We start from the raw sequence: 21,392 nt of genomic DNA, 5'->3' as shown, positions 1-21,392 counted from the left end.
ACGCCAGATGACCACCGAAGCCGAAATGAAACTGCGCAGCGAGATGGTGCGGACCTGCCGCGAGATGAATGCCACCGGCATCAACCAGGGCACGGCCGGCAACCTCTCGGTCCGCCTCGGCGACCGCTTCCTGATCACCCCGTCGTCGCTGCCCTATGACCGGATGCAGCCGGAAGACCTCGTCGAGATGGCCTTCGACGGCACCTATGTCGGCAACCGGCGCCCGTCGTCAGAATGGCGCTTCCACCGCGACATCCTGAAGGCCCGCACCGACATCGACGTCGTGTTGCACTGCCATTCGGTCTACGCGACGACGCTCGCCTGCCACCACAAGACGATCCCGAGCTTCCACTACATGACCGGCGTCGCCGGCGGCACGACGATCCGCTGCGCGAAATACGCCACCTTCGGCACGCAAGCGCTGTCGGACTATGCGATCGAGGCGCTCGAGGGCCGGCTCGCCTGCCTGCTCGGCCAGCACGGCCAGATCTCGCTCGGCAAGACGCTGGAGAGCGCGCTGTGGCTGGCGAACGAGGTCGAGACGATCTCGCGGCTCTACGTGCAGGCGCTCACCCTCGGCGAGCCGCCGGTGCTGCCCGACGACGAGATGGAGCGCGTGCTGGAGCAGATGCGCCGCATGAGCTACGGCCAGGCGCCCGACCTCGACGGCGTCAACGACGTCGCCCGGCCGAAGGCCAGCTGAGGCAATCGAAGGCAGGCTGAGGAAACGATCGCAAGGAAAGGGGTAGGGCGCCGCCCTACCCCCGCATCAGCCGCCGGGTCTCGCCCTCGGCGGTCTGCAGCAGTTCGAACACCGCGCGCTTCTTCGCGTGGAACGCCGCGACCGCGCCGCCCGCCGGCAGCGTCTCGGCGCCGTCGCGCGACATCGCCGCCATCGCGGCACCCATGTCGGGGAAATCCCCCGCGGCCATCGCGCCGAGCATCGCCGCCCCGAGCAGCACCGGCTCGGCGGTTTCCGGCAGCGCGACACGCCGGCCGGTGGCATCGGCCATGATCTGGCGCACCAGCGGGCTGTGGCTGGCGCCGCCGCTCATCACCACGGTCTCGAGCCCGTAACCCGCCGCCTCCAGCGCGTCGAGGATCTGCGCCGCGCCGTAGGACAGCCCGCACAGCACCGCCGCATAGAGCTTCGCAACCCCGTCGCGGCCGTCGTCGAGGTCGAGCCCGGCGATCAGGCCGCGCATGTCGGGATCGGCAAACGGCGAGCGGTTGCCGAGCAGGTCGGGCACGACGTGCAGGTTCGCCGCCGCATAGGCGGCCTCCGCCAGCGACGGCGCCGCGGCGGTGAGTTCGCGCTCGAGCAGTTCCAGCAGTCCGATGCCGGCGGCGGCCGCCTCGGCCTTCAGCGCCGCGTGCGCCGGATGCATCGCGACGATGCGATCGACCGCCGCCCCCGCCGCCGACTGCCCGCCCTCGGTGAGCCAGAGCCCCGGCACCATCGCCGAATAATAGGGTCCCCAGACGCCGTCGACGAAGCGCGGCGCCGCGGCGACCGCCATCGCGCAGGCCGACGTGCCCATGATGAAGGCGATACGGCTTTCCGGGTTCACCGGCGCGCCGGCCGCATCCTGCCCGCCGATGGTGCCGACGCCGCCGGCGTGGGCGTCGATCAGCGCCGCGCCGACCGGGATACCCGGCCGGAGGCCGAGCGTCCGCGCCGCCGCCTCCGTCAGGCCGCTGCCGAGCGGCACGCCGGGATCGACGATGCGGGTGCCGATGCGCGCATGCCCCTCGTCGGCGAGGTCGCCGAGGCCGCCGGCATGGAAGAAGTCGTCGGCCCAGCGGTTCTCGTGCGCGAGATAGGTCCACTTGCAGGTGACGGTGCAGGTCGACCGCGCGAGGTCGCCGGTCGCCATCAGGGTCAGGAAATCGGAGAGGTCGAGGAAATGCGCCGCGCGCGCCCAGCTCTCCGGCAGGTGCGTCTTCAGCCAGAGCAGCTTCGGCGTCTCCATCTCGGGCGAGATCTGGCCGCCGACATGGGCGAGCACCGCGTGGCCGGTGGCGTTGAGCCGGTCGGTCTCCGCCATCGCGCGGTGGTCCATCCAGACGATGACGTTGCGCGCCGGGTCCGCCGACGGGCTCACCGTCACCGGCCGCAAATCCGCGTCGAGCACCACGAGCGAACAGGTCGCGTCGAAGCCGATCCCGGCGATCGCCGCGGCCTCGACACCCGATTCGGCCATCGCCCCGTGCACCGCCGCGACGCAGGCCGCCCAGATGTCGTCGGAGGATTGCTCGACCACGTCGCCGGCCTCGCGCCACATCCGGATCGGATGCTTGGCGCTGCCGAGCAGGCGCCCGGCCGCGTCGAAGACGCCCGCCCGGGCACTGCCGGTGCCGACGTCCACCCCGATATACGCACGCTGCATGTTGGCTTCCGTCCCGCTTCGAAGATGCCCGGCCGCGCCATGGGCCGGTGTTGTTCAGTGGACGGTATTCGGAAGATCGACGGGCGGCAACGTCGGTGTCCCGGTGATCAGGTCCACCGCCCGGTCGCCGACGGCGAGCGCGGTGGCGTTGGTGTTGCCCGAGACGATCGCCGGCATCATCGAGGCGTCGATGACGCGCAGGTTGGTGACGCCCCGCACCCGGAGCTCCGGGGTCAGCACCGCCATAGGGTCGCTGTCGGCGCCCATCTTGCAGGTGCCGGAGGGGTGGTAGTTGGTCTTCACCGTGCGCCGGCAATGGGCGGCGAGCGCCTCGTCGCTGGTGTGCTGCGGGCCGGGGAAGATCTCGCCCGTCACCATGCCCTTCAGCGGCTCGGCGGTGAGAATCTCGCGCGAGTATTTCAGGCCCTCGATCGACAGGCGCAGGTCGTCGGGATGGCCGAGATAGTTAGGATCGATCAGCGGCAGCGCCGCCGGATCGGCCGAGGCGAGCCGCACCGTGCCGCGCGCCTTCGGCCGGAGCAGGCAGGCGTTGAGGGTGACGCCGTGCGTCGCCTCGACGTCGGAGACGTCGCGGTCGAGGTAGACCGTCGGCACGCAGTAGAGCTGGATCGAGGCGTCGGCGTTCGGGCTGTCGGGGTTGATGAAGACGCAGGCCTCGACGCCGTTCGACGTCACCGGGCCGGACTTGAACAGGAGATACTGCAGCCCGTTCTTGATCATCCGCCAGCCGCGGTCCTCGCCGAAATAGCCGTAGGCGCCGTTGGTGGCGGCGATGATCGGCACTTCATGGTGATCCATCAGGTTCTCGCCGACGCCCGGCAGGTCGACCTTCACCGCGATGCCGTGCTGCTTCAGATGCGCGGCCGGGCCGATGCCCGACAGCATCAGCAGCTTCGGGCTCTGATAGGCCCCGGCCGACAGGATCACCTCGCCGTCGGTGCGCGCGGTGACCAGCTTGCCGTCCCGCACATAGTCGACACCGACGGCGCGATCCTTCTCGAACAGCACCCGCGCCACCGTCGCTCCGGTCTCGACGACGAGGTTCTGCGACAGCACCGGGTCCGTCATCACCGGCTCGAGGAAGGCGCGGTAGGCCGAGCAGCGCTTGCCCTTGTGCGTCGTGAGTTGCAGGAAGCCGACGCCGGTCTGGCGACCGCCGTTGAAATCCGGGTTGAACGGCATGCCGAGGTTCTGCAGCGCCGCGACGAAGGCGTGGCTGAGGTCGCACTTGTGGATGTGGTCCGACACCTTCAGCGGCCCGGTGACGCCGTGCATCACCCCGCCGAGGCGCTGGTTGCCCTCCATCCGCGTGAAATACGGCAGCATGTGCCGGAACGACCAGCCGGCCCGGTCGGTGCTGCGGTCCCAGGTCTCATAGTCGTCGGCCTGGCCGCGGATGTAGACCATGCCGTTGACGATCGACGAGCCGCCGAGCGCCTTGCCCTGCGGCACCACCGGCTGCCGCCCGCCGAGGGCGGCCTGCGGCACCGGCGTGTGCATGGTGAGCAGCGGGCTGCCCTTCAGGAACTTGATGAAGCCGGCCGGCATGTCGACCAGCAGCCGGTCCGCCTTCTCGCCGGCTTCGAGCAGCAGCACGCGCGCGCCGTGGTCCCGCACCAGCCGCGCCGCCGCGACCGAGCCCGAACTGCCGCCGCCGACGATGATGTAGTCGTAGCCCTGCCCGCCGCTCATGCCCTGATGCTCCAGATCTCTTGCGTGCGCCGTCGTCCCGGCGCGGATGGTCTGCGGATGCCGCGCGGCGCCCGCTCACGGCACCGGCGCGTCCGCCGCGATCAGCCCCTCGGTCTTGAGCGCCGACCAGAACGCGCCCGGAATCGGCCGCTCGACCAGCGCCGCGTTCGCCGTCGCCTCGGCCGGGCTCCTTGCGCCCGGGATTACGGTTGCGACCGCCGGATGGGCGAGCACGAACTGCAGCGCTGCCGCGGCGAGCGGCACATCGTGCGCGTCGGCGACCGCCTTGATCGCCGCGACCCGCGCCAGCACCTCCGGCGGCGCCGGCACGTAGTTGTAGCGCGCGCCCGGCACCGCCCCGGTGACGAGGATGCCCGAGTTGAACGGCGCCCCGAGGATCACCGACACCCCCTGGCGCACGCAGCGCGGCAGGAACGTCGCTAGCGCGCCCTGCTCCAGCAGCGTGTAGCGGCCGGCGAGCAGGAAGCAGTCGAAGTCTCCGAGGTCCATCAGCCGCTCGCAGGCCTCGAACTGGTTCACCCCTGCCCCGAACGCGCCGATGCTGCCCTCGGCCTTGAGCAGCTCCAGCGCCCTCAGCGCGCCGGTCTCCACGTCGCGCAGCGCCGGCTCGAAGTTCGCCCCCTGGCTCCACGCGTCGCAGTCGTGGATCAGCAGCACGTCGATCCGCCCGAGGCCGAGGCGCTGCAGCGAATCCTCGAACGAACGCATCGTCGCGTCGTAGGAAAAGTCGAAGTGCGGCGTGAACGGCAGCTCGCCTTCGAAGATGCCGCCCTCGGCGATCGAGAGCTTGCGCGGCGCGGCGCGGCCGTTCGGCTTCAGGAGCCGCCCGACCTTGGTCGAGAGCACGAAGCTGCCCTGCGGCCGGCCGCGCAGCATGTCGCCGATCCGCCGCTCCGACAGGCCGTGGCCGTAGAGCGGCGCCGTATCGACATAGGTGACGCCGCTCTCCAGCGCGGCGTCGACCGTCTCGCGCGCGAGGTCGTCGTCCACCACCGCGTAGAGATTGCCGAGCGCGTTGCCGCCGAAGCCGAGCCGGCTGACCTCGACGGCCGACCGTCCAAGCCGGCGGGTGTCGCGCACTGCCGCCATCGCCCTACCAGGCCGTGAAGCCGCCGTCGGCCAGCACGGTGGTACCGGTGACGAGGCTGGCGGCGTCGGAGGCGAGGAAGTGCACGACCGAGCCGATCTCGTGCGTTTGGCCGAGCCGGCCCATCGGCGTGTCGCGCAGCCAGTGCTTCATCATCTCGGCGGAGCCTTCCACCGTATGCACCAGCGGCGTGTCGATGTAGGTCGGCGCCACCGCGTTGACGCGCACGTTGCGGTCGGCCCATTCGGCGGCGAGCGAGCGGGTCAGGTGGTGCACCGCCGCCTTGGAGGCGTTGTAGTAGGCCTGCTTCTGCGGGCGGTTGACGATGAAGCCCGACATCGAACCGATGTTGACGATCGCGCCGCGTTTCGCCGCCAACATGTGCTTGCCGAAGGCGCGGTTGCACCAGAACACGCCGTTGTAGTTGACGTCGTTGACGTTGAGCCAGTGCTCGTCGGACAGCTCTTCCGCCGGCGTGCCGGAGCGGGCGATGCCGGCGTTGGCGACGAGCACCTCGACGCCGCCGAACTTCGCGACGAGGTCGTCGGCGACGCTGGTGACCTGCGCCGGGTCGACCACGTTCATCGTCACGATGTCGACCGCATAGCCCTTCGCCTTCATCGCGTCGCGGCCCTCTTCGGCCGCCCCGGTGTCGACGTCGGCGATGATGACATGGGCGCCGGCCTCGGCCAGCGCCTCGACACAGGCAAGGCCGATCGAGCGGCCGCCGCCGGTCACGACGGCGCGGCGGCCGTCGAGCTTGAACTTCTCGAGAAACATGGGGTTCTCCCGTTGACTGGCACGCAGGATATGCGTGCGGAATGCTTTTTGGCTGGGACTCAGGCGCCGAGTGCCGGCATGGCTTCGCCCTTGGCGTCGAACAGGATCGCGCCGCCGTCGCGGATCGCGAGGCTGACCGGGTCGCCGACGACGATGCGGTCGTGGCCCGGCAGCTTGGCGACGACCATCGAGCCGCCGATGTCGACATAGGCGAGCACCTCGCCGCCGAGATGCTCGACGACGTCGGCCCGGCCGACCAGGGCGCCCGCCGGATCGACGACGAGGTGCTCGGCGCGCACGCCGAGCGTGACGCGGTCGCCCTTCGCGACCCGGGCAGGCTTCGCGGCGATCTTGATGCTGTGCCCGCCGGGCAGGCCGACGGTGACCCCGGTCGCATCGGCCGATTGCACCGCGGTCTCGACGAAGTTCATCTTCGGCGAACCGAGGAAGCCAGCGACGAACAGGTTGCGCGGGCGCTCGTAGAGCTCCAGCGGCCGTCCGACCTGTTCGATCTTGCCGGCGTTCAGCACCACGATGCGGTCGGCCAGCGTCATCGCCTCGACCTGGTCGTGGGTGACGTAGATCATCGTCGCGTCGAGTTCCTTGTGCAGCCGCGCGAGCTCGATGCGCATCTGCACGCGCAGCGCCGCGTCGAGGTTGGACAGCGGCTCGTCGAACAGGAACACCTTCGGCGCCCGCACGATGGCGCGGCCGATGGCGACGCGCTGGCGCTGGCCGCCGGAGAGCGCCTTCGGCTTGCGGTCGAGATAGTCCTCGAGCTTCAGGATCTTCGCCGCCGCCGCGACCTTCGCGTTCCGCTCGGCCTCCGGCACCTTCGCGAGCTTCAGCGCGAAGCCCATGTTGTCGGCCACCGTCATGTGCGGATAGAGCGCGTAGGACTGGAACACCATGGCGAGGCCGCGCCGGTCGGGCGAGACGTCGTTGGCGCGCGTGCCGTCGATCAGCAGGTCGCCGCCGGTGATCTCCTCGAGCCCGGCGATCATCCGCAGCAGCGTCGACTTCCCGCAGCCCGACGGGCCGACGAAGACCATGAATTCGCGGTCGCGGATCTCGAGGTCGACGCCGTGGATCACCTTGTGACCGGCATAGGCCTTCTCGACGGACTTGAGCTGGACGGTCGCCATATCGGTGTCCTCACCTGCTTCGAGGGCGGCGGCCGGGGCCGCCCTGCCCCGTGCGCCGGGGTCTCGTAACGAAAGGGTTTCGTCTCCGCCCGGTGCCGGCCGTCTCGCCGGCACCGGGCGTCGTTCAGTCGGGCGCCGTCACTTCACCGCGCCGAAGGTGAGGCCGCGCACCAGTTGCCGCTGCGTCAGCCAGCCGAAGATCAGGATCGGCGCCACCGCCATCGTCGAGGCGGCCGAGAGTTTCGCCCAGAACAGGCCTTCGGGGCTGGAGAAGGAGGCGATGAAGGCGGTGAGCGGCGCGGCGTTCGCCGCCGAGAGGTTGAGGCTCCAGAACGCCTCGTTCCACGACAGGATGATCGCGAGCAGCGCGGTCGACCCGATCCCCGGCAGCGTCAGCGGCAGCAAGAGGTAGAACAGCTGCTCGCGCGGCCGGGCGCCGTCCATGCGGCCGGCCTCGAGGATCTCGTTCGGGATATCCTTGAAGAACGAGTAGCACATCCAGACGATGATCGGCAGGTTGACCAGCGTATGCACGATGATCAGGCCGGTGCGGGTGTCGAGCAGGCCGGTATTGCGGAAGATCAGATACATCGGCACCAGCACGCCGACGGCCGGCAGCATCTTGGTCGACAGCATCCAGAGCAGGATGTCCTTGGTGAACCGGCCCGGATAGAAGGCCATCGCATAGGCCGCCGGCACCGCCAGCGCCAGCGCCAGGATCGTCGAGCCGAAGGCGATCACGACGCTGTTCATGGCGAACTTGAAGTAGTCGGCGCGCTGGTCGACCACGACGAAGTTCTCGAACGTCGGCGAGAACACGAGGCTCGGCGTGACGGCGTCGATCTCCGTCTTGAACGCGGTGACCAGCATCCAGGCGACGGGGAAGAACATGATCCCCGCGACGCTCCACGCGAGCACCGTGAGCGCGAGCTTCCTGACGAGCTTCGGGTTCATCACGTCCTCCTCAGGCCGTCAGGTTGCGGGCGATGGTGCGGATCAGGAAGAAGGCGATGATGTTGGCGAGGATGATCGCCACCACGCCGCCGGCGGAGGCCCCGCCCACGTCGAACTCGAGCAGCGCCCGGACATAGATCAGGTAGGTGAGGTTCGTCGTCGCGACGCCGGGTCCGCCGGAGGTGGTGACGAGGATCTCGGCGAAGATCGACAGGAGGAACAGCGTCTCGATCATCACCACGATGGCGATCGGGCGCATCAGGTGCGGCACGATGATGTAGCGGAACAGCGCGATCGATTTTGCCCCGTCCATCCGCGCCGCTTCCATCTGGTCGCGGTCGAGCGACTGGATCGCGGTGAGCAGGATCAGCGTCGCGAACGGCACCCACTGCCAGGCGACCATCACGATGATCGCGGTGAGCGGGATATTGGTGAACCAGTCGATCACCGGCAGCCCGAGGCTGCGCGAGACATAGGCGAAGAAGCCGTTCACCGGGTGCATCAGGAGGTTCTTCCAGATCAGCGCGCTCACCGTCGGCATGACGAAGAACGGCGCGATCACGAAGAGCCGGGCGACGCCGCGGCCGAAGAAGTCCTGGTCGAACAGCACGGCGAACAGCGTGCCGAGCACCACGGTCGACACCAGCACCCAGCCGACCAGCAGCAGCGTGTTGGCGAGCGCCGACCACAGCGCCGGATCCTCGAACAGGTACTGATAGTTCTCGACCCCGGCAAAGCCGGTGAGGAACGGATTGAGCAGGTTGTAGCGCTGGAACGAGAACCAGAGCGTCATCGCCAGCGGCACGATCATCCAGACCAGCAGCACCGCCACCGAGGGGGCGATGAAGGGCAGCGTCCGGACGGCACGGCCACCGCCTTTCGCGGCGGGCGTGGCCGGCAGGGGCACGGTTGCGGTCATGGCACGCCTCCCTCGGGGCAAGTCGTCCTGGCGACGGTTCTTTGTTTTCTAAGGTCGGCGTCCGCCGCGGCAGAGGGCCCGGGCGCAAGGACGGCAAGGCCCGGGCACAAGCTCTGGGTCGCACGACGCGGGAGCGGCAGACCGGTCGCGGGCGTTTCCTCGCCGCGGGGCGCCGATCGGCGCCGGTGCGGCGAAAGAGGCCCGGGCGGGATCGCCGCCCGGGCAGGTGCTCGCGGGAGATCTGGGTCCGGCGCGTCGCCGGGGGTGTCCGGCGCCGGCCGGGGAGAGGGCCGCCGGCGCCGGAGCTTCTGGCGTCAGTCCCGGCTTACTTCGGGTAGCCGGCCTGCTTCATGGTGCGCTCGGTGGCGGACTGCATGGTCTGCAGCGCCTGGTCGACCGACATCTGGCCGGTCAGGGCCGCGGCCACCGTCTGGCCGACCTGCGTGCCGATGCCCTGGAACTCGGGGATCGCCACGAACTGCACGCCGGTGTAGGGCACCTCGTCCTTGGTCGCGTCGGCCGGATCGGCAGCGAGGATCGCGGCGAGCACGGTGTCGGCGAACGGCGCGGCTTCGGTGTACTTCGGGTTGGCGTAGGTCGACTTGCGGGTGCCCGGCGGGACCGAGACCCAGCCTTCGCTCTCGCCGACCATCTCGACGTATTCCTTCGAGGTCGCCCAGGCGAGGAACTGCTTGGCCGCATCGGCCTTCTGCGACGACGCCGGGATGCCGAGCGCCCAGGCCCAGGCCCAGCCGGCGCCCTTGTCGACGGCAGCGATCGGCGCCTTGGCGAAGGCGGTCGTGTCGGCGACCTTCGACTCGTTCGGGTTGAAGATGTAGCCCGCGGCCGAGGTGGCGTCGATCCAGATGCCGCAGTTGCCGCTGGCGAACAGCGCGCGGTTCTCGTTGTGGCCGTTGGAGGCGGCGCCCGGAGGACCGTAGTTGTTGAGCAGGTCGAGATAGAGCGTCAGCGCCTGCTTCCACTCCGGCGTGTTGATCGTGGTGTTCCACTCCATGTCGAACCACTTGCCGCCGAAGGTGTTCACCAGCGTCGACACGTAGGCCATGTTCTCGCCCCAGCCCGGCTTGCCGCGCAGGCAGATGCCGTAGGTGTTGCTGGCCGGGTCGTGGATCGCCTTCGCCGCCGCGAGGATGTCGTCGTAGGTCGGCTGCTCGGGCATGGTGAGGCCCTTCGCCTCGAACAGGTCCTTGCGGTAGAAGGTGAACGAGCTCTCGGCATAGAACGGCACCGCGAACAGCTTGCCTTCGTAGCTGAGGCCGTTCTTCACCGGCTCGAGGATGTCGTCGTAGTCATAGGCGTCGCCGAGGTCGTCGACGGGGGTCAGCCATTCCGCGGCGCCCCAGATCGGCGTCTCGTAGGCGCCGATGGTGATGATGTCGAACTGGCCGCCTTCGGTGGCGATGTCGGTGGTGACGCGCTGGCGCAGCACGTTCTCTTCCAGCACCACCCAGTTCAGCTTGTGCCCCGTCGCCTGCTCGAAGGCCGGCGAGAGCTTTTGCATGATGATCATGTCGGAGTTGTTGACCGTCGCAATGGTCAGCGTCTCGGCATGGGCGAAAGCGGTGCTGGCGAGCAGGACGGCGCCAAGCACCGGAAATCCGGAAACCTTCATCGGGTGCACTCCTCCCAGAGATGCAATGGGTCTCGAGCGAGCGAGGTCGATCGTCGCGCAATCGATTTATTGATCGGATGGGCTAATGCCCATGCGATGGGCAAAAGCTCACATACCCGGAAACGCTTGTCAATGGGGAACGGGCGAGTTGCCGCGAAAGCCGACGCTCGCCGGCGCGATGGGGGCGGCGCCGAACCCTCGCCGCGCACATCGCGGCGCGGCAACGCCCGCGCCGGAGTTTCGGCTGCGCGGGGATGACGGGGAGAGGACGGGATGGGGCCGGATCGGATCCGGGCCGAAATGACCCGTCGACGAAGGGGCCTCCGGCCGGAAATCCCGAAGTCCCGCTCTGCAAAAGAATCGGCGCGCCCGGCCTCAGTCGCCGAGCACCAGCCGCGCCGTGAGTTCGTCGGTCACCAGCCCGTTGGCGAGCTGTCCGCCGAGCGCGGCGCGGATCGCGGGCGCCCGGTGCGAGCCGGCGCCGGCGATCACGGCGAGATGGTCGGCCGGCACCACGATCGGCACGGCGGTGAGGCGGTCGTGGAAGCCGCCCGACAGCACCCGGCCCGCGGCGTCGAAGGTCCAGCCGCGGATCTCGCCGATCGCGCCGAGGTCCATCATCTGGGCGAGTTCGCGGTCGGTGATGAAGCCGTCGATGTTGAGCGGCGCGCCCCAGGCGACCTGGCCGATGCCCATGATGTGCGCCTTCGCCTCGTCGACAAGGGTGCGCACGGTCTGGAAGCCGCGCTGCAGGTGCAGTTGTTCGCGTTCCTCGGCGGTGTCGGTCACCACCGGCATCGGCAGCGGATAGCACGAGGCCCCCACCCGGTCGGCGAGGCGGATCACCACGTCATAGGGGCTGGCGCGGCCGTCGCGGGTGAGGTTGCCGACCAGCGACACGATCTTGTGCTGCGGCCGGTCCATTGCCGGCACCTGCTGCACCGCCTCGCGCAGCGTGCGCCCGGTACCGATCGCCAGCGTCAGCGGCGCCTTCTGCGACAGGAAATACTCGAGCAGCTGCGCCACCGCGATGCCGACGCCGAGCCGGCCGTCGTCGCCGTCGCGCTGCCCCGGCACCACCTCGCAGACCTGCAGGTCGAAGCGCTCGCGCAGCCGCTGCTCGAGCTCGATGCATTCGGCGAGCTCGTGGTCGAGCCGGAACTTGATCAGCCGCTCCTGCAGCGCCAGCGCGACGAGGCGCTGCACGTTCTGGCGCGAGACGCCGAGCTCGACCGCGATCTCGTCCTGCGTCCGGCTCTTGATGTAGTAGAGCCAGGCGGCACGCGCCGCGAGATCGAGACGGCGCCGCGACTGGGGATCGACGAGGTCAGACACGGCGCGGCACCCGGTGAAGTCGTCCGCCGCACGGCCGCGGGCGCGGTCCATGACGGTCGGGTGACGGAGCATAGGAGGAAGGGCCCGGCGAAATCCAGAGCAATTGCTCAGAGGCCGGGCAAATGCTGCGGTGCAATGCGGATGACCGCATCTGCGTCAGGATCATGCGGCAGTGCAGGAAGGAAGCGGCATCGCCTCAACCCTCGAGCGGCAGGCCGGCCTCGGCCCAGGCCTGGATGCCGCCGCCGAGATGGGTGTCGTGCGGCAGGCCGGACGCCTGGCAGAAGGCCACCGCCCGCGCCGAGCGTCCGCCGACGAGGCAGTAGAACACCAACGGCTTGTCGTCGGGGAGGCTGCCGACCACGTCGGCAAAGCGCGACAGCGGCGCATGGATGGCCCCGGGGATGCGCCCGCCTTCCCACTCGGCGTCCTCGCGCACGTCGACGAGGTGGATCTCGCCGCGCGCCGCACGCGCCGCCACCTCCTCGGCTTCGAGGGTGATCAGCGGCGGGCGAAACGGCGTGGACATCGGCAATCGATCCGGGGTGGGATGAACACGCGGGGGAGGCGGCGAAACGCAGCGCCGGGCAGGATTGGCGCCGGATGGACCGGCGACCGACGGGGCCGGGCCGCTCAGGCCGCGCGGCGCGTCGGGGCCGGCAGCGCGGGATCGGCGGTCGGCCGGATCTCTTCCTTCAGCCGCTCGGCTTCGACCTGCCAGCGCACCGCCTCGCGCTGGTTGCGGCGCGCGGCACGGCGGAAGCGGCCCTGGCCGGCCCAGACCGCGATGCCGCCGATCAGCACGCCGACCATCAGTGTCGCGAAGAACACCGCGTAGAGCGGCGCCGTCGCCGAAAACAGCGGGCTCTCCGGCGTCACCGGGTCGAGCAGGATCGTCACCGGCTGGTTGTTGACCATCGCGAGCGCCATCACGACGACGGCGATCGGTCCGCCGACCAGGAGCCAGATCAGGAGCCGCATCAGTCTAGGCCTTTCGCGAAGGGACGGCCGCCGGGCGGCGGCCATCGGAATGGGAGGCGCTCAGCCGTCGTTCAGCCGCTCGCGCATTTCCTTGCCGGTCTTGAAGAAGGGCACGAACTTCTCGCGCACCTCGACCTTCTCGCCGGTGCGCGGGTTGCGGCCGACGCGCGCCGGCCGGCTCTTAACCGAGAAGGCGCCGAAGCCGCGCAGCTCGACCCGGTCGCCGTTCGCCATCGCGGTGGCGATCTTGTCGAGGATGGTGTTGACGATGTTCTCGATGTCGCGCTGGTAGAGGTGCGGGTTCTGGGCGGCAATCCGCTGCACGAGCTCAGACTTGATCATTTCCGCCCCCCCGAGAAAACGTCTTCGTCATCCGATAGTTGACCCTGCCAAACCGAGACGAGACCGTCAAGCGACGCGCCCGTCGGCACGAGGGCGCCGAGGTCGCGTCCGATCAGTCCGCCGACCGCCCCGAGGGCTGCCTCTGCGAACGAGAAACCCTCGTCGGCGCGCTTCGGTTCCCAGTCGCGAACCGGGAGTTCCGGATCGACGTCGTATTCTTCCGCGAGCCAGGCGATCGCCGCCTCCTCGCCGCCGATCTCGTCGATCAGCTTGGCGTCGAGCGCCTGCCGGCCGCTGAACACCCGGCCGTCGGCGAGGCGCAGCGCCTCGGCGCGATCGAAGCCGCGCTGTTCGGCGACGATGTCGACGAACCACTGGTAGGTGTCGTCGACCAGCGCCGCGATCGCCTCGCGCGTGCCCGGCGGCTCTTCGGACGAGAACGGGTTCGGCTCCGCCTTCAGCGGCGCCGATTTGATGGTGTTGACCGAGATGCCGATGTTGTCGAGCAGCCGCGAGACGTTGCCGTACTGGAACAGCACGCCGATCGACCCGGTGATCGAACTGCGCCGCGCCACGATATGGTCGGTCGCGATCGCCACCATGTAGCCGGCGGAGGCCGCCAGCGTCTGCACCGAGGCGACGACCGGCTTCACCTCGGCGAGCTTCAGCACGGCTTCATAGAGCGCCTCGCCGCCGGTGGTGGTGCCGCCGGGCGAATCGATCGCGAGGATCACGCCCTCGACGGCGTCGCTCTCGGCGACGCGTTCGATCATCTCGAGCTGGGCGCGATCCTCCATGATCACGCCGCTGATGGTGATGCGGGCGATGTGCGGCGTCGCCGCGCCGTCGAGCCCTTTCAGCGCCCCCGCCGCTCCGGCCGCGGCGAGCAGGGCCGCGGCGAGCAGCACGAAGGCACTCACCCTCCAGAACACCAGCTTTCGCCGCGTGCGGCGGCGATCGACGATGGCGTCGGCTTCAAGCGACATGGGCAGCAAACTCCAGCTCCGGCAGCCGCCACCCTATACGCCGCCGGTTGCGCCCGCCAGCCTCGGCGACGCCGGCGATGCAACGCCGTCGGCGGCCGTTGCGCGGTGCCGTTGCACGGGGCGGAAAGAAAGGGCCGCGTGCGGCATGCAGGTGGGCGGTGACGACGCGATCTGGCGGGCGCGTCCGCGGCCTAGCTGAACCGGCCCTGCTCGTCGGGCCAGGTCCAGATCGTGGGATCGGCGAGGATCGCGGCGACCACCGCCACTGCCCGCGCCCGCGTGTCGGGCCGCTCGCCGAGCCCCATGTAGGACGCCTCAATCTCGACCAGTTCCGCGACCACCTCGGCCGCGGGCACACCCCGCCGCAGCGAGGAGGCCGCGCCGACCAGATAGCGGTCATACTCGTTGGCGAAGCGCTCGTTTTCCTCGCGCTGCCAGGCGCCCGGCCCGGCACCACGGAGCATGCCGATCGGGTCCCAGAGCGACCAGCCGATGTCGCGCAGCTTCGAGAGCTTCACCTTCGGTTGCGGTGCCATCGCGGTGCTCCGGGACGATCCGCGGCTGCGGTCAGTGGTTGTTGCGCGCCAGCACGTCGCCGACGGCGCGGTACTTCACGGCGAGCTCCATGCAGCCGCCCTCGGCGAGCTGGCCGACGGTGGCGCGGTGGATCTCCTGCCAGGGCGTCTGGCTGGCGGGATAGTTCGGCTGGAACGCCGCCTTGCGCGCCGCCCACTCCTCGGCCGACACCAGCGCGTCGGCGGTGCCGGTGTTGAGGTCGATGCGGATGCGGTCGCCGGTGACGAGCAGGCCGAGCCCGCCGCCGACCGCCGCCTCCGGCGAGGCGTTGAGGATCGACGCCGAGCCCGAGGTGCCGGACTGCCGCCCGTCGCCGATGCACGGCAGCGCCGTGATGCCGCGTTTGATCAGCGCCGCCGGCGGCTGCATGTTGACCACCTCCGCCGAGCCCGGCCAGCCGACCGGCCCCGCGTTGCGGATGACGAGGATCGTATCCTCGTCGATGCCGAGCGCCGGGTCCTCGATGCGGTGGTGGTAGTCCTCCGAGCCTTCGAACACCACGGCGCGCCCCTCCAGCACCCAGCGCTCGCCGGGCCGGTCGAGGTAGCGCGAGAAGAAGGCCTCCGAGATCACCGAGGTCTTCATGATCGCCGCGTCGAACAGGTTGCCCTTCAGCACGATGAAGCCGGCGCGCTCCTTCAGCGGCGCGGCATAGGGCCGGATCACGTCGCCGTCGGGGGCGGCGGCAAAGGCGATGTTCTCAGCGGCGCTGCGGCCGGTGACGGTGAGCGCCTCGCCGTTGAGCCGGTCGTTGGCGAGCAGTTCCTTCATCACCACCGGCACGCCGCCGGCGCGGTGGAAGGCTTCCGAGAGGTAGCGGCCGGCCGGCTGCATGTCGACGATGAGCGGCACGTCGTAGCCGACCGTCTGCCAGTCCATCGGCGCGATCTCGACGCCGACGTGGCGGGCGATCGCCGTGATGTGCGGCTGGGCGTTGGTGGAGCCGCCGATCGCCGAATTGACCATGATGGCGTTTTCGATCGCCGCGCGGGTCAGGATCTTCGACGGGCGCAGGTCCTCGTCGACCATGGCGACGATGCGCACGCCGGTGGCATAGGCCATCTGGCCGCGCTCGCGGTAGGGCGCCGGGATCGAGGCGTTGCCCGGCAGGCTCATGCCGAGCGCCTCGGCGAGCGAGTTCATCGTCGAGGCGGTGCCCATGGTGTTGCAGTAGCCGACCGACGGCGCCGAGGCGGCCGCGGCGTCCATGAACTCGGTGTAGTCGATCTCGCCGGTCGCGAGCTTCAGCCGCTGCTCCCAGATGATGGTGCCCGATCCCGCGAGCTTGCCGTCGTGCCAGCCGTCGAGCATCGGCCCGGCCGACAGCACGATCGCCGGCAGGTCGACGGTGGCGGCCGCCATCAGCAGCGCCGGGGTGGTCTTGTCGCAGCCCGTTGTCAGCACGACGCCGTCGAGCGGATAGCCGTGCAGGATCTCGACGAGGCCGAGATAGGCGAGGTTGCGGTCGAGCGCCGCCGTGGGCCGGCGCCCGGTCTCCTGGATCGGATGCACCGGGAACTCGAAGCAGATGCCGCCGGCATCGCGGATGCCCTCGCGCACGCGTTTGGCGAGTTCGAGATGCACGCGGTTGCACGGGCTGAGGTCGGAGCCGGTCTGGGCGATGCCGATGATCGGCTTGCCGGACTGCAACTCGGCCCGGGTGATGCCGTAGTTGAGGTAGCGCTCGAGATAGAGCGCCGTCATGCCCGGGTCTTCGGGATTGTCGAACCACTTGGCGGAACGGCGGGGCTTCTTCTCGGCGGTCATGGTGGCAGGATCCGGATCAGGCGGCGGGGCCGCGGTCAAACAGCAAGGGGTGAGCGGCGAGGCATTCAGCCGGGGAAGACGGCATCCCAGGCGGCGACGGCCCGGCGCGCCCGCGCGCCCACCGTATCCGCTTCGTCGCCGGGCTTGTAGAGGCCGGAGCCAAGTCCGAAGGCGCGGCAGCCGGCGGTGGCATAGGCGGCGAAATCGCCCTCGGCGACGCCGCCGACCGCCCCGACCAGCACGTCCTTCGGCAGCACGGCTTTCAGCGCCGCGATGCCGGCCGGGCCGAGCACATTGGCGGGAAAGAACTTCAGCGCCGAGGCGCCGGCGGCGAGCGCCGCGAAGGCCTCCGTCGCGGTGAAGACGCCGGGCATCGCGACAAGGCCGCGGTCGCGCGCGCGGCCGATCACCGCCGGATCGGCGTTCGGGCTGACGATCAGTCGTCCGCCGGCGGCCGCGACCCGGTCGACGTCGGCGACGGACAGCACCGTCCCGGCGCCGACGAGGACGTGCGGCGGCGCGATCGCCGCGAGCCGGCCGATCGAGGCGAGCGGGTCGGGCGAGTTGAGCGGCACCTCGATCGCCTCGAAGCCGGCTTCGATCAGCGTCACGCCGATGCCGCCGATCTCTTCCGGCGTGATCCCGCGCAGGATGGCGACGAGGTTGCGCCGCAGCGCCGGCCACGGCACCGGCAGGATCGGGATCGAGGAGGCAGGCGACATCGGGGGAGCCTTTCAGGCGGCGGAATTGTGCGCCGGCGGCGTCAGGGCGGCGAGGTCCGGCCAGAGCCGGCCGGCGGCGGCGATGAGACCGGCGCGCACGAGAACGTCGGCGTCGAGATCGCGCGCCGGACGGCCGGCGGCGACGAACGCGGCCCGGTAGAGCCCGGCGAGCGGCCCGGCGGCGACGAGGCCGATCGCGGCCCCCTTTGCGACGCCGGCCAGCATGGCCCCGACCTCGGCGCCGATCAACAGCCCGCTCAGCCGGTCGGCGACTTCGGCGCCGTGCCGGGCGAACAGGAGGTCGCCGGCGCGCAGCGCGAAGATCTCGCCGGCGAGCGCTGCCGGATCGGCGAGCCCGCGCGCCAGCCCGGCCCGAAACCCCGGTGACGCCGGATCGCCGCTCGGCCGCGCATCGCCGATCGAATGGCGCAGGATCGAGTGGCCGGCGAGCAGCGCGTGGAGTTCACCGGTCATCACGGTGCGGAAATCGGCGATGCGGCCGCCCGCCACCGTCGCCCACTTCGCATGGGTGCCGGGCAGCACGACCACGCCGGCGTAGTCCGGCTCCAGCGCAAGCAAGCCGGCGAGCTGGGTCTCTTCCCCGCGCATCACGTCGGGGCGGTCGGCGTCGCGCCGGGCGACGCCGGGCAGGATGGCGAGGTCGAGGCCGGGCAGGTCGAAGCGCAGGGCGGCTGCGGCGAGCGCCGCCGGGTCGGCCGGGCAGTCGGCATAGGCCGCCTCGCGCCAGCCCTGCCGCGCCCCGACCATGCCGCAGAGCACCACGGGCAGCGGCGCGTCGGTCGCCTCCACGCCGACCGCGGCGAGATGGCCGCGCAGCACGGCCTCGAAGCCACCGGGCGGCACCGCCTGCATGCCCTCGGCCGCCCGCCGCTCGGCGAGCACGGTGCCGCCGGCGCCGACCAGCCAGAGCCGGAACGACGAGGTGCCCCAGTCGACGGCGGCCAGCCGCGGCTGCTCCGCCGGGATGGTGCCGCCGGCCGGGATATCGCCGGCCGGGCTGTTGATCGTGCCGTCGCCCGTCCCGCCCACGCCCCGCGCCTCGCCCGCTGCCGCCGCCGGAAAACCGCTTGTGCAGTTCCATCCAGCGGAACATAGTTTCATTCAGTGAAATTCTAGGGCTGCGCCCGGATGAGTGTCAACGCGAAAGACGGCGCGAGCATCGGCCTTGGGCCCGACACCGCCGCCGAGGACGGCGCCGCTCCGGAGGCCGACCGCATCGGCCCGCTGGGCCGCGCACTCGCTCTGCTCGACGTCTTCGCCGCGGCCGGGCGACCGCTGCGCTTTGCCGACGTGCACCGCGCCAGCCCGTTGCCGAAGGCGACGCTGCACCGGCTGCTGCACCAGTTGGAGGCCGAAGGCATGCTGATGCGCGAGCCGGGCGGCCAGCACTGGCGGCTCGGCCTGCGCCTGATCCGCCTCGCCCATGCGGCCTGGGAAGGGGCGAGCCTCGTCGAGGCCGCCCGGCCGGTACTCGACCGGCTCGCCGCCGAACTCGGCGCCACCATCCACCTCGCCGCCCTCGACGGCTCCGACGTGCTCTATCTCGACAAGCGCCACGCCGGCCCGTCGCTGCGCCTGTTCTCGCGCCCCGGGCGGGTGGGGCCGGCCTATTGCACCGGTGTCGGCAAGGCGATGCTGGCGGCGCTGCCCGCGCCCGCCCGCGCCGCCGCCGTCGCACGGCAGCGCTTCGAGCGACACACGCCGCACACGATCACCTCGCAGGGCCGGCTGGACCAGGAGCTCGCGCAGATCGCGGCGCGCGGCCATGCGGTGGACGACGAGGAACACGAGGCCGGCGTCGTCTGCGTCGCCGCCCCGATCGTCGGCGCGCGCGGCACGCTGCTCGGCGCCCTCTCGGTGACGACGACGACGCGGCTGCTGCCGCTCGCCGAGCTCGAGCGGCACGCCCCGACGCTGCGCTCGGCCGCGGCCGAGATCGCGCGCGCCGCGGACATGCAGCTGATCGGCAGCTGAACGGCGGTCGATGCGGCCTCAGGGCGCTGCGGGCGGCTCGAACAGCAGCGCGATGTCGTCCGGCGGCAGCACGCGCCATGTGCCGGGGGCGAGATCGCCGAGCGTCAGCCGGCCGATCGCCGGCCGGTGCAGCGCCTCGACGTGGTTGCCGACGGCGGCGAACATTCGCCGGACCTGATGGTAGCGGCCCTCGTAGAGCACCAGCCGGGCGCTGCGCGGCCCGAGCGGCACCATCTCCGCCGGCGCCAGCGGCGTCGTCTCCGACTGCAGCAGCAAGGTGCCCGAGGCGAACACGCCGGCCTCGTGGCCTTCGAGCGGCCGGGCGAGCTCCGCCTCGTAGACCTTGCCGACGTGGCTTTTCGGCGCGATCACCCGGTGCAGGAACGCGCCGTCGTCGGTGAGCAGCAGCAGGCCCGAGGTGTCGCGGTCGAGCCGGCCGACCGGCGAGATGATCGGTTTTCGCGCCCGGAAGCGCGACGGGAGCAGCTCGTAGAGGATGCGGCCGGGATCCTTGGTCGAGCATGTGAAGCCGACCGGCTTGTGGAACAGGATCACCGAGCCCTGCGCCGGGTCGAGCGGCGCGTCGTCGAAGCGGATGTCGGCGTGGTCGGTCTTCGAATCGACCTCCAGCGGCGTGCCCGCGGCGTCGGTGATGCGGCCGGCGCGGATCAGCGCCTGCATCTCCTTGCGACTGCCATAGCCGAGGTTGCCGAGCAGCTTGACGAGCCTCACCGGCGCTTTCCTCCGGTGCGTCCACCGCGGTCCTTGTCACCGCTCTCGTCGCGCCCCTTGCCGTCGCGCCCTTTGCCCCGGCCCTTGTCGCGCCCGCCCTTGTGCGCCGCCGGCTTCAACTTCGCCGCCGGTTTCGCGGTCGCCTCGATCACCTTGTAGCCGCTGGCGTCCGCCAGCGGTTTGATCGCGGCAAACGCCTCGGTCAGCGTCGCCTCATAGGGGAGATGCCGGTTCGCCACCATGTAAAGCCGCCCGCCGGGCCGCAGCGCCGCGGCGGCGGCGCGGATGAAGGCCTGGCCGATGTCGGCCCGGTCCTCGCGCCGCTCGTGGAACGGCGGGTTCATCACGATGAAATCATAGCCGGACGACGGCAGCCCGCGCGTCACGTCGAGCCAGTGGAAGCCGAGCGTTCCGGCCACGTCGGCGAGGTTGGCCCTGGCGAGGTCCAGCGCTCGCGCCTCCGCCTCGTAGAGATCGAGCACCGCGACGCCGGGCGCTTGCGCCAGCACCGCCGCGGCGAGATAGCCCCAGCCGGCGCCGAGGTCGGCGCCGCGCCCCGAGAGGTCCGCCGGGAGCGCGGCGGCGAGCAGCGCCGAGCCGGTATCGACGTGGTCGAAGGCGAACAGCCCCGGCCGGCTGCGGAAGCCGGGCACGACCTCGCGCGGCTGGTCGCGCTCGATGGCCGCGTCGAGCCGGGCGGTATCGAGCCCGTCCGGATCGATCCTGGTCCAGAACACACGGCTCTTGTGCTTCGACACCGAGCCGGAGATCGGCGACAGTTGGCCGAGGTCGGCCTCCGCGGTGCGGGCGCCCTCGGCGTTGGTAACGGCGGCGACCACGAGGCCGCCCGGCGTCGCGGCCCGGATCGCTTCGGCGAACAGCGCGCGCGCCTCGTCGCGCTGGCGCGGCGGCAGCACCAGCACCAGCGGCCACGTCCCGCCGGCCTGCGGCGCGGGCAGCACGGTGAAGCCCTCGTGCAGCAGCGCGTCGGCGTCGGGCTTGAAGCTCTGCACGCAGGAAATCTGCGCCGCATGCTCGCGCGCAAAGCCGTTGCCGGCGCGGGCGCGCAGGAACAGCGTGCCGCCCGCCTCGGGCAGGGTGAGGGAACCGTCTTCGAACGGCACGAACAGGCTGGAGAGGGCTGGATCGTTCATCCCGCTCGTCTAGCCGAAAGCGGGGGCCTTGTCGCGGGGGCTGCAGCGCCCCGTGAGCGCGACGCCGCACCGATCGGCAAGGCTGCCCCGCACCGCGACCGTTGCACGAACGGCGCTTCTGCCGCATAGGTCTTCGCGATTGCGGCAAGAGAACAGAGTA

At 70.8% G+C, this 21,392-nt stretch carries 21 protein-coding genes; 2 read left to right on the top strand and 19 right to left on the bottom strand.

From position 1 onward, the window contains the following. Positions 1 to 7: 7 nt before the first annotated feature. The gene (locus I5731_RS09705) at positions 8 to 703 is read left to right on the top strand and encodes a class II aldolase/adducin family protein (protein WP_235981655.1); all 696 of its coding nucleotides are present in this window, start codon (positions 8 to 10) and stop codon (positions 701 to 703) included. 55 nt (positions 704 to 758) lie between these two features. Here I5731_RS09705 and I5731_RS09700 read toward each other — a convergent pair whose 3' ends face one another. The 17 genes from I5731_RS09700 to I5731_RS09620 form a co-directional block, all read right to left on the bottom strand. Then, positions 759 to 2,390, bottom strand: coding sequence for an FGGY-family carbohydrate kinase (locus tag I5731_RS09700; RefSeq protein ID WP_197311135.1), 1,632 nt, complete (start codon positions 2,388 to 2,390; stop codon positions 759 to 761). A 54-nt stretch (positions 2,391 to 2,444) separates the two neighbouring features. Then, a complete protein-coding gene (locus I5731_RS09695) occupies positions 2,445 to 4,103 on the bottom strand; it encodes a GMC family oxidoreductase (RefSeq protein ID WP_197311134.1) in 1,659 nt (552 codons plus the stop codon). 75 nt (positions 4,104 to 4,178) lie between these two features. After that, the gene (locus I5731_RS09690) at positions 4,179 to 5,213 is read right to left on the bottom strand and encodes an aldo/keto reductase (RefSeq protein ID WP_197311133.1); all 1,035 of its coding nucleotides are present in this window, start codon (positions 5,211 to 5,213) and stop codon (positions 4,179 to 4,181) included. 4 nt (positions 5,214 to 5,217) lie between these two features. Then, positions 5,218 to 5,991 (bottom strand): SDR family NAD(P)-dependent oxidoreductase, encoded by a 774-nt coding sequence (locus tag I5731_RS09685; RefSeq protein ID WP_197311132.1) that lies wholly within the window; start codon positions 5,989 to 5,991, stop codon positions 5,218 to 5,220. A 59-nt stretch (positions 5,992 to 6,050) separates the two neighbouring features. Continuing rightward, entirely contained in the window at positions 6,051 to 7,136 is a 1,086-nt protein-coding gene (locus I5731_RS09680) for an ABC transporter ATP-binding protein (RefSeq protein ID WP_197311131.1), read from the bottom strand. A gap of 138 nt (positions 7,137 to 7,274) precedes the next feature. Then, positions 7,275 to 8,090 carry a carbohydrate ABC transporter permease gene (locus I5731_RS09675; protein WP_197311130.1) on the bottom strand — a complete coding sequence of 272 codons (816 nt, stop codon included), beginning with the start codon at positions 8,088 to 8,090 and terminating at the stop codon, positions 7,275 to 7,277. A 10-nt stretch (positions 8,091 to 8,100) separates the two neighbouring features. Next, positions 8,101 to 9,009, bottom strand: a complete 909-nt coding sequence (locus tag I5731_RS09670; RefSeq protein ID WP_197311129.1) for a carbohydrate ABC transporter permease — start codon at positions 9,007 to 9,009, stop codon at positions 8,101 to 8,103. A gap of 325 nt (positions 9,010 to 9,334) precedes the next feature. Continuing rightward, positions 9,335 to 10,642, bottom strand: a complete 1,308-nt coding sequence (locus I5731_RS09665; RefSeq protein WP_197311128.1) for an ABC transporter substrate-binding protein — start codon at positions 10,640 to 10,642, stop codon at positions 9,335 to 9,337. A gap of 375 nt (positions 10,643 to 11,017) precedes the next feature. Continuing rightward, positions 11,018 to 11,977 (bottom strand): sugar-binding transcriptional regulator, encoded by a 960-nt coding sequence (locus I5731_RS09660; protein WP_328838520.1) that lies wholly within the window; start codon positions 11,975 to 11,977, stop codon positions 11,018 to 11,020. Between the two features lie 196 nt (positions 11,978 to 12,173). Beyond that, the gene (locus tag I5731_RS09655) at positions 12,174 to 12,506 is read right to left on the bottom strand and encodes a rhodanese-like domain-containing protein (RefSeq protein WP_197311126.1); all 333 of its coding nucleotides are present in this window, start codon (positions 12,504 to 12,506) and stop codon (positions 12,174 to 12,176) included. Between the two features lie 104 nt (positions 12,507 to 12,610). Next, positions 12,611 to 12,958, bottom strand: coding sequence for a LapA family protein (locus I5731_RS09650; RefSeq protein ID WP_235981653.1), 348 nt, complete (start codon positions 12,956 to 12,958; stop codon positions 12,611 to 12,613). Positions 12,959 to 13,018: 60 nt separating this feature from the next. After that, positions 13,019 to 13,300 carry an integration host factor subunit beta gene (locus tag I5731_RS09645; RefSeq protein ID WP_197311125.1) on the bottom strand — a complete coding sequence of 94 codons (282 nt, stop codon included), beginning with the start codon at positions 13,298 to 13,300 and terminating at the stop codon, positions 13,019 to 13,021. Then, positions 13,297 to 14,286 carry a signal peptide peptidase SppA gene (gene sppA, locus I5731_RS09640; RefSeq protein ID WP_197311124.1) on the bottom strand — a complete coding sequence of 330 codons (990 nt, stop codon included), beginning with the start codon at positions 14,284 to 14,286 and terminating at the stop codon, positions 13,297 to 13,299. The genes I5731_RS09645 and sppA overlap by 4 nt, the downstream gene beginning before the upstream one ends. A gap of 191 nt (positions 14,287 to 14,477) precedes the next feature. Continuing rightward, the gene (locus I5731_RS09635; RefSeq protein WP_197311123.1) at positions 14,478 to 14,822 is read right to left on the bottom strand and encodes a hypothetical protein; all 345 of its coding nucleotides are present in this window, start codon (positions 14,820 to 14,822) and stop codon (positions 14,478 to 14,480) included. Positions 14,823 to 14,853: 31 nt separating this feature from the next. Next, a complete protein-coding gene (locus tag I5731_RS09630) occupies positions 14,854 to 16,629 on the bottom strand; it encodes an IlvD/Edd family dehydratase (RefSeq protein ID WP_197311122.1) in 1,776 nt (591 codons plus the stop codon). A gap of 65 nt (positions 16,630 to 16,694) precedes the next feature. Then, positions 16,695 to 17,351: a 2-dehydro-3-deoxy-6-phosphogalactonate aldolase gene (locus I5731_RS09625; protein ID WP_197311121.1), complete on the bottom strand. Its 657-nt coding sequence runs from the start codon at positions 17,349 to 17,351 to the stop codon at positions 16,695 to 16,697. Between the two features lie 12 nt (positions 17,352 to 17,363). Then, complete coding sequence (locus I5731_RS09620) at positions 17,364 to 18,401, bottom strand: 2-dehydro-3-deoxygalactonokinase (protein WP_328838516.1); 1,038 nt, start codon at positions 18,399 to 18,401, stop codon at positions 17,364 to 17,366. Positions 18,402 to 18,500: 99 nt separating this feature from the next. Between I5731_RS09620 and I5731_RS09615 the strand changes: the two genes are divergently transcribed. After that, positions 18,501 to 19,346, top strand: coding sequence for an IclR family transcriptional regulator (locus I5731_RS09615; RefSeq protein WP_197311119.1), 846 nt, complete (start codon positions 18,501 to 18,503; stop codon positions 19,344 to 19,346). Positions 19,347 to 19,364: 18 nt separating this feature from the next. On the opposite strand, the gene I5731_RS09610 is transcribed toward I5731_RS09615, so the two are convergent. Continuing rightward, a complete protein-coding gene (locus I5731_RS09610; RefSeq protein ID WP_328838514.1) occupies positions 19,365 to 20,078 on the bottom strand; it encodes a pseudouridine synthase in 714 nt (237 codons plus the stop codon). Next, positions 20,075 to 21,232: a class I SAM-dependent methyltransferase gene (locus I5731_RS09605; protein WP_197311118.1), complete on the bottom strand. Its 1,158-nt coding sequence runs from the start codon at positions 21,230 to 21,232 to the stop codon at positions 20,075 to 20,077. Before I5731_RS09605 ends, I5731_RS09610 begins: the two co-directional genes overlap by 4 nt. Positions 21,233 to 21,392: the final 160 nt, after the last annotated feature.

Origin of the sequence: Methylobrevis albus (assembly GCF_015904235.1) — a bacterium.
Taxonomy (GTDB): domain Bacteria; phylum Pseudomonadota; class Alphaproteobacteria; order Rhizobiales; family Pleomorphomonadaceae; genus Methylobrevis_A; species Methylobrevis_A albus.
The sequence above is the reverse complement of the archived record's forward strand: the minus strand, read 5'-3'. Positions and strand labels throughout refer to the sequence as shown.

Coding starts and splice junctions, on each gene's coding strand:
- I5731_RS09705 (WP_235981655.1), top strand. CDS start 8: ATGACCACCGAAGCCGAAATGAAACTGCGCAGCGAGATGGTGCGGACC.
- I5731_RS09700 (WP_197311135.1), bottom strand. CDS start 2,390: ATGCAGCGTGCGTATATCGGGGTGGACGTCGGCACCGGCAGTGCCCGG.
- I5731_RS09695 (WP_197311134.1), bottom strand. CDS start 4,103: ATGAGCGGCGGGCAGGGCTACGACTACATCATCGTCGGCGGCGGCAGT.
- I5731_RS09690 (WP_197311133.1), bottom strand. CDS start 5,213: ATGGCGGCAGTGCGCGACACCCGCCGGCTTGGACGGTCGGCCGTCGAG.
- I5731_RS09685 (WP_197311132.1), bottom strand. CDS start 5,991: ATGTTTCTCGAGAAGTTCAAGCTCGACGGCCGCCGCGCCGTCGTGACC.
- I5731_RS09680 (WP_197311131.1), bottom strand. CDS start 7,136: ATGGCGACCGTCCAGCTCAAGTCCGTCGAGAAGGCCTATGCCGGTCAC.
- I5731_RS09675 (WP_197311130.1), bottom strand. CDS start 8,090: ATGAACCCGAAGCTCGTCAGGAAGCTCGCGCTCACGGTGCTCGCGTGG.
- I5731_RS09670 (WP_197311129.1), bottom strand. CDS start 9,009: ATGACCGCAACCGTGCCCCTGCCGGCCACGCCCGCCGCGAAAGGCGGT.
- I5731_RS09665 (WP_197311128.1), bottom strand. CDS start 10,642: ATGAAGGTTTCCGGATTTCCGGTGCTTGGCGCCGTCCTGCTCGCCAGC.
- I5731_RS09655 (WP_197311126.1), bottom strand. CDS start 12,506: ATGTCCACGCCGTTTCGCCCGCCGCTGATCACCCTCGAAGCCGAGGAG.
- I5731_RS09650 (WP_235981653.1), bottom strand. CDS start 12,958: ATGCGGCTCCTGATCTGGCTCCTGGTCGGCGGACCGATCGCCGTCGTC.
- I5731_RS09645 (WP_197311125.1), bottom strand. CDS start 13,300: ATGATCAAGTCTGAGCTCGTGCAGCGGATTGCCGCCCAGAACCCGCAC.
- sppA (WP_197311124.1), bottom strand. CDS start 14,286: ATGTCGCTTGAAGCCGACGCCATCGTCGATCGCCGCCGCACGCGGCGA.
- I5731_RS09635 (WP_197311123.1), bottom strand. CDS start 14,822: ATGGCACCGCAACCGAAGGTGAAGCTCTCGAAGCTGCGCGACATCGGC.
- I5731_RS09630 (WP_197311122.1), bottom strand. CDS start 16,629: ATGACCGCCGAGAAGAAGCCCCGCCGTTCCGCCAAGTGGTTCGACAAT.
- I5731_RS09625 (WP_197311121.1), bottom strand. CDS start 17,351: ATGTCGCCTGCCTCCTCGATCCCGATCCTGCCGGTGCCGTGGCCGGCG.
- I5731_RS09615 (WP_197311119.1), top strand. CDS start 18,501: ATGAGTGTCAACGCGAAAGACGGCGCGAGCATCGGCCTTGGGCCCGAC.
- I5731_RS09605 (WP_197311118.1), bottom strand. CDS start 21,232: ATGAACGATCCAGCCCTCTCCAGCCTGTTCGTGCCGTTCGAAGACGGT.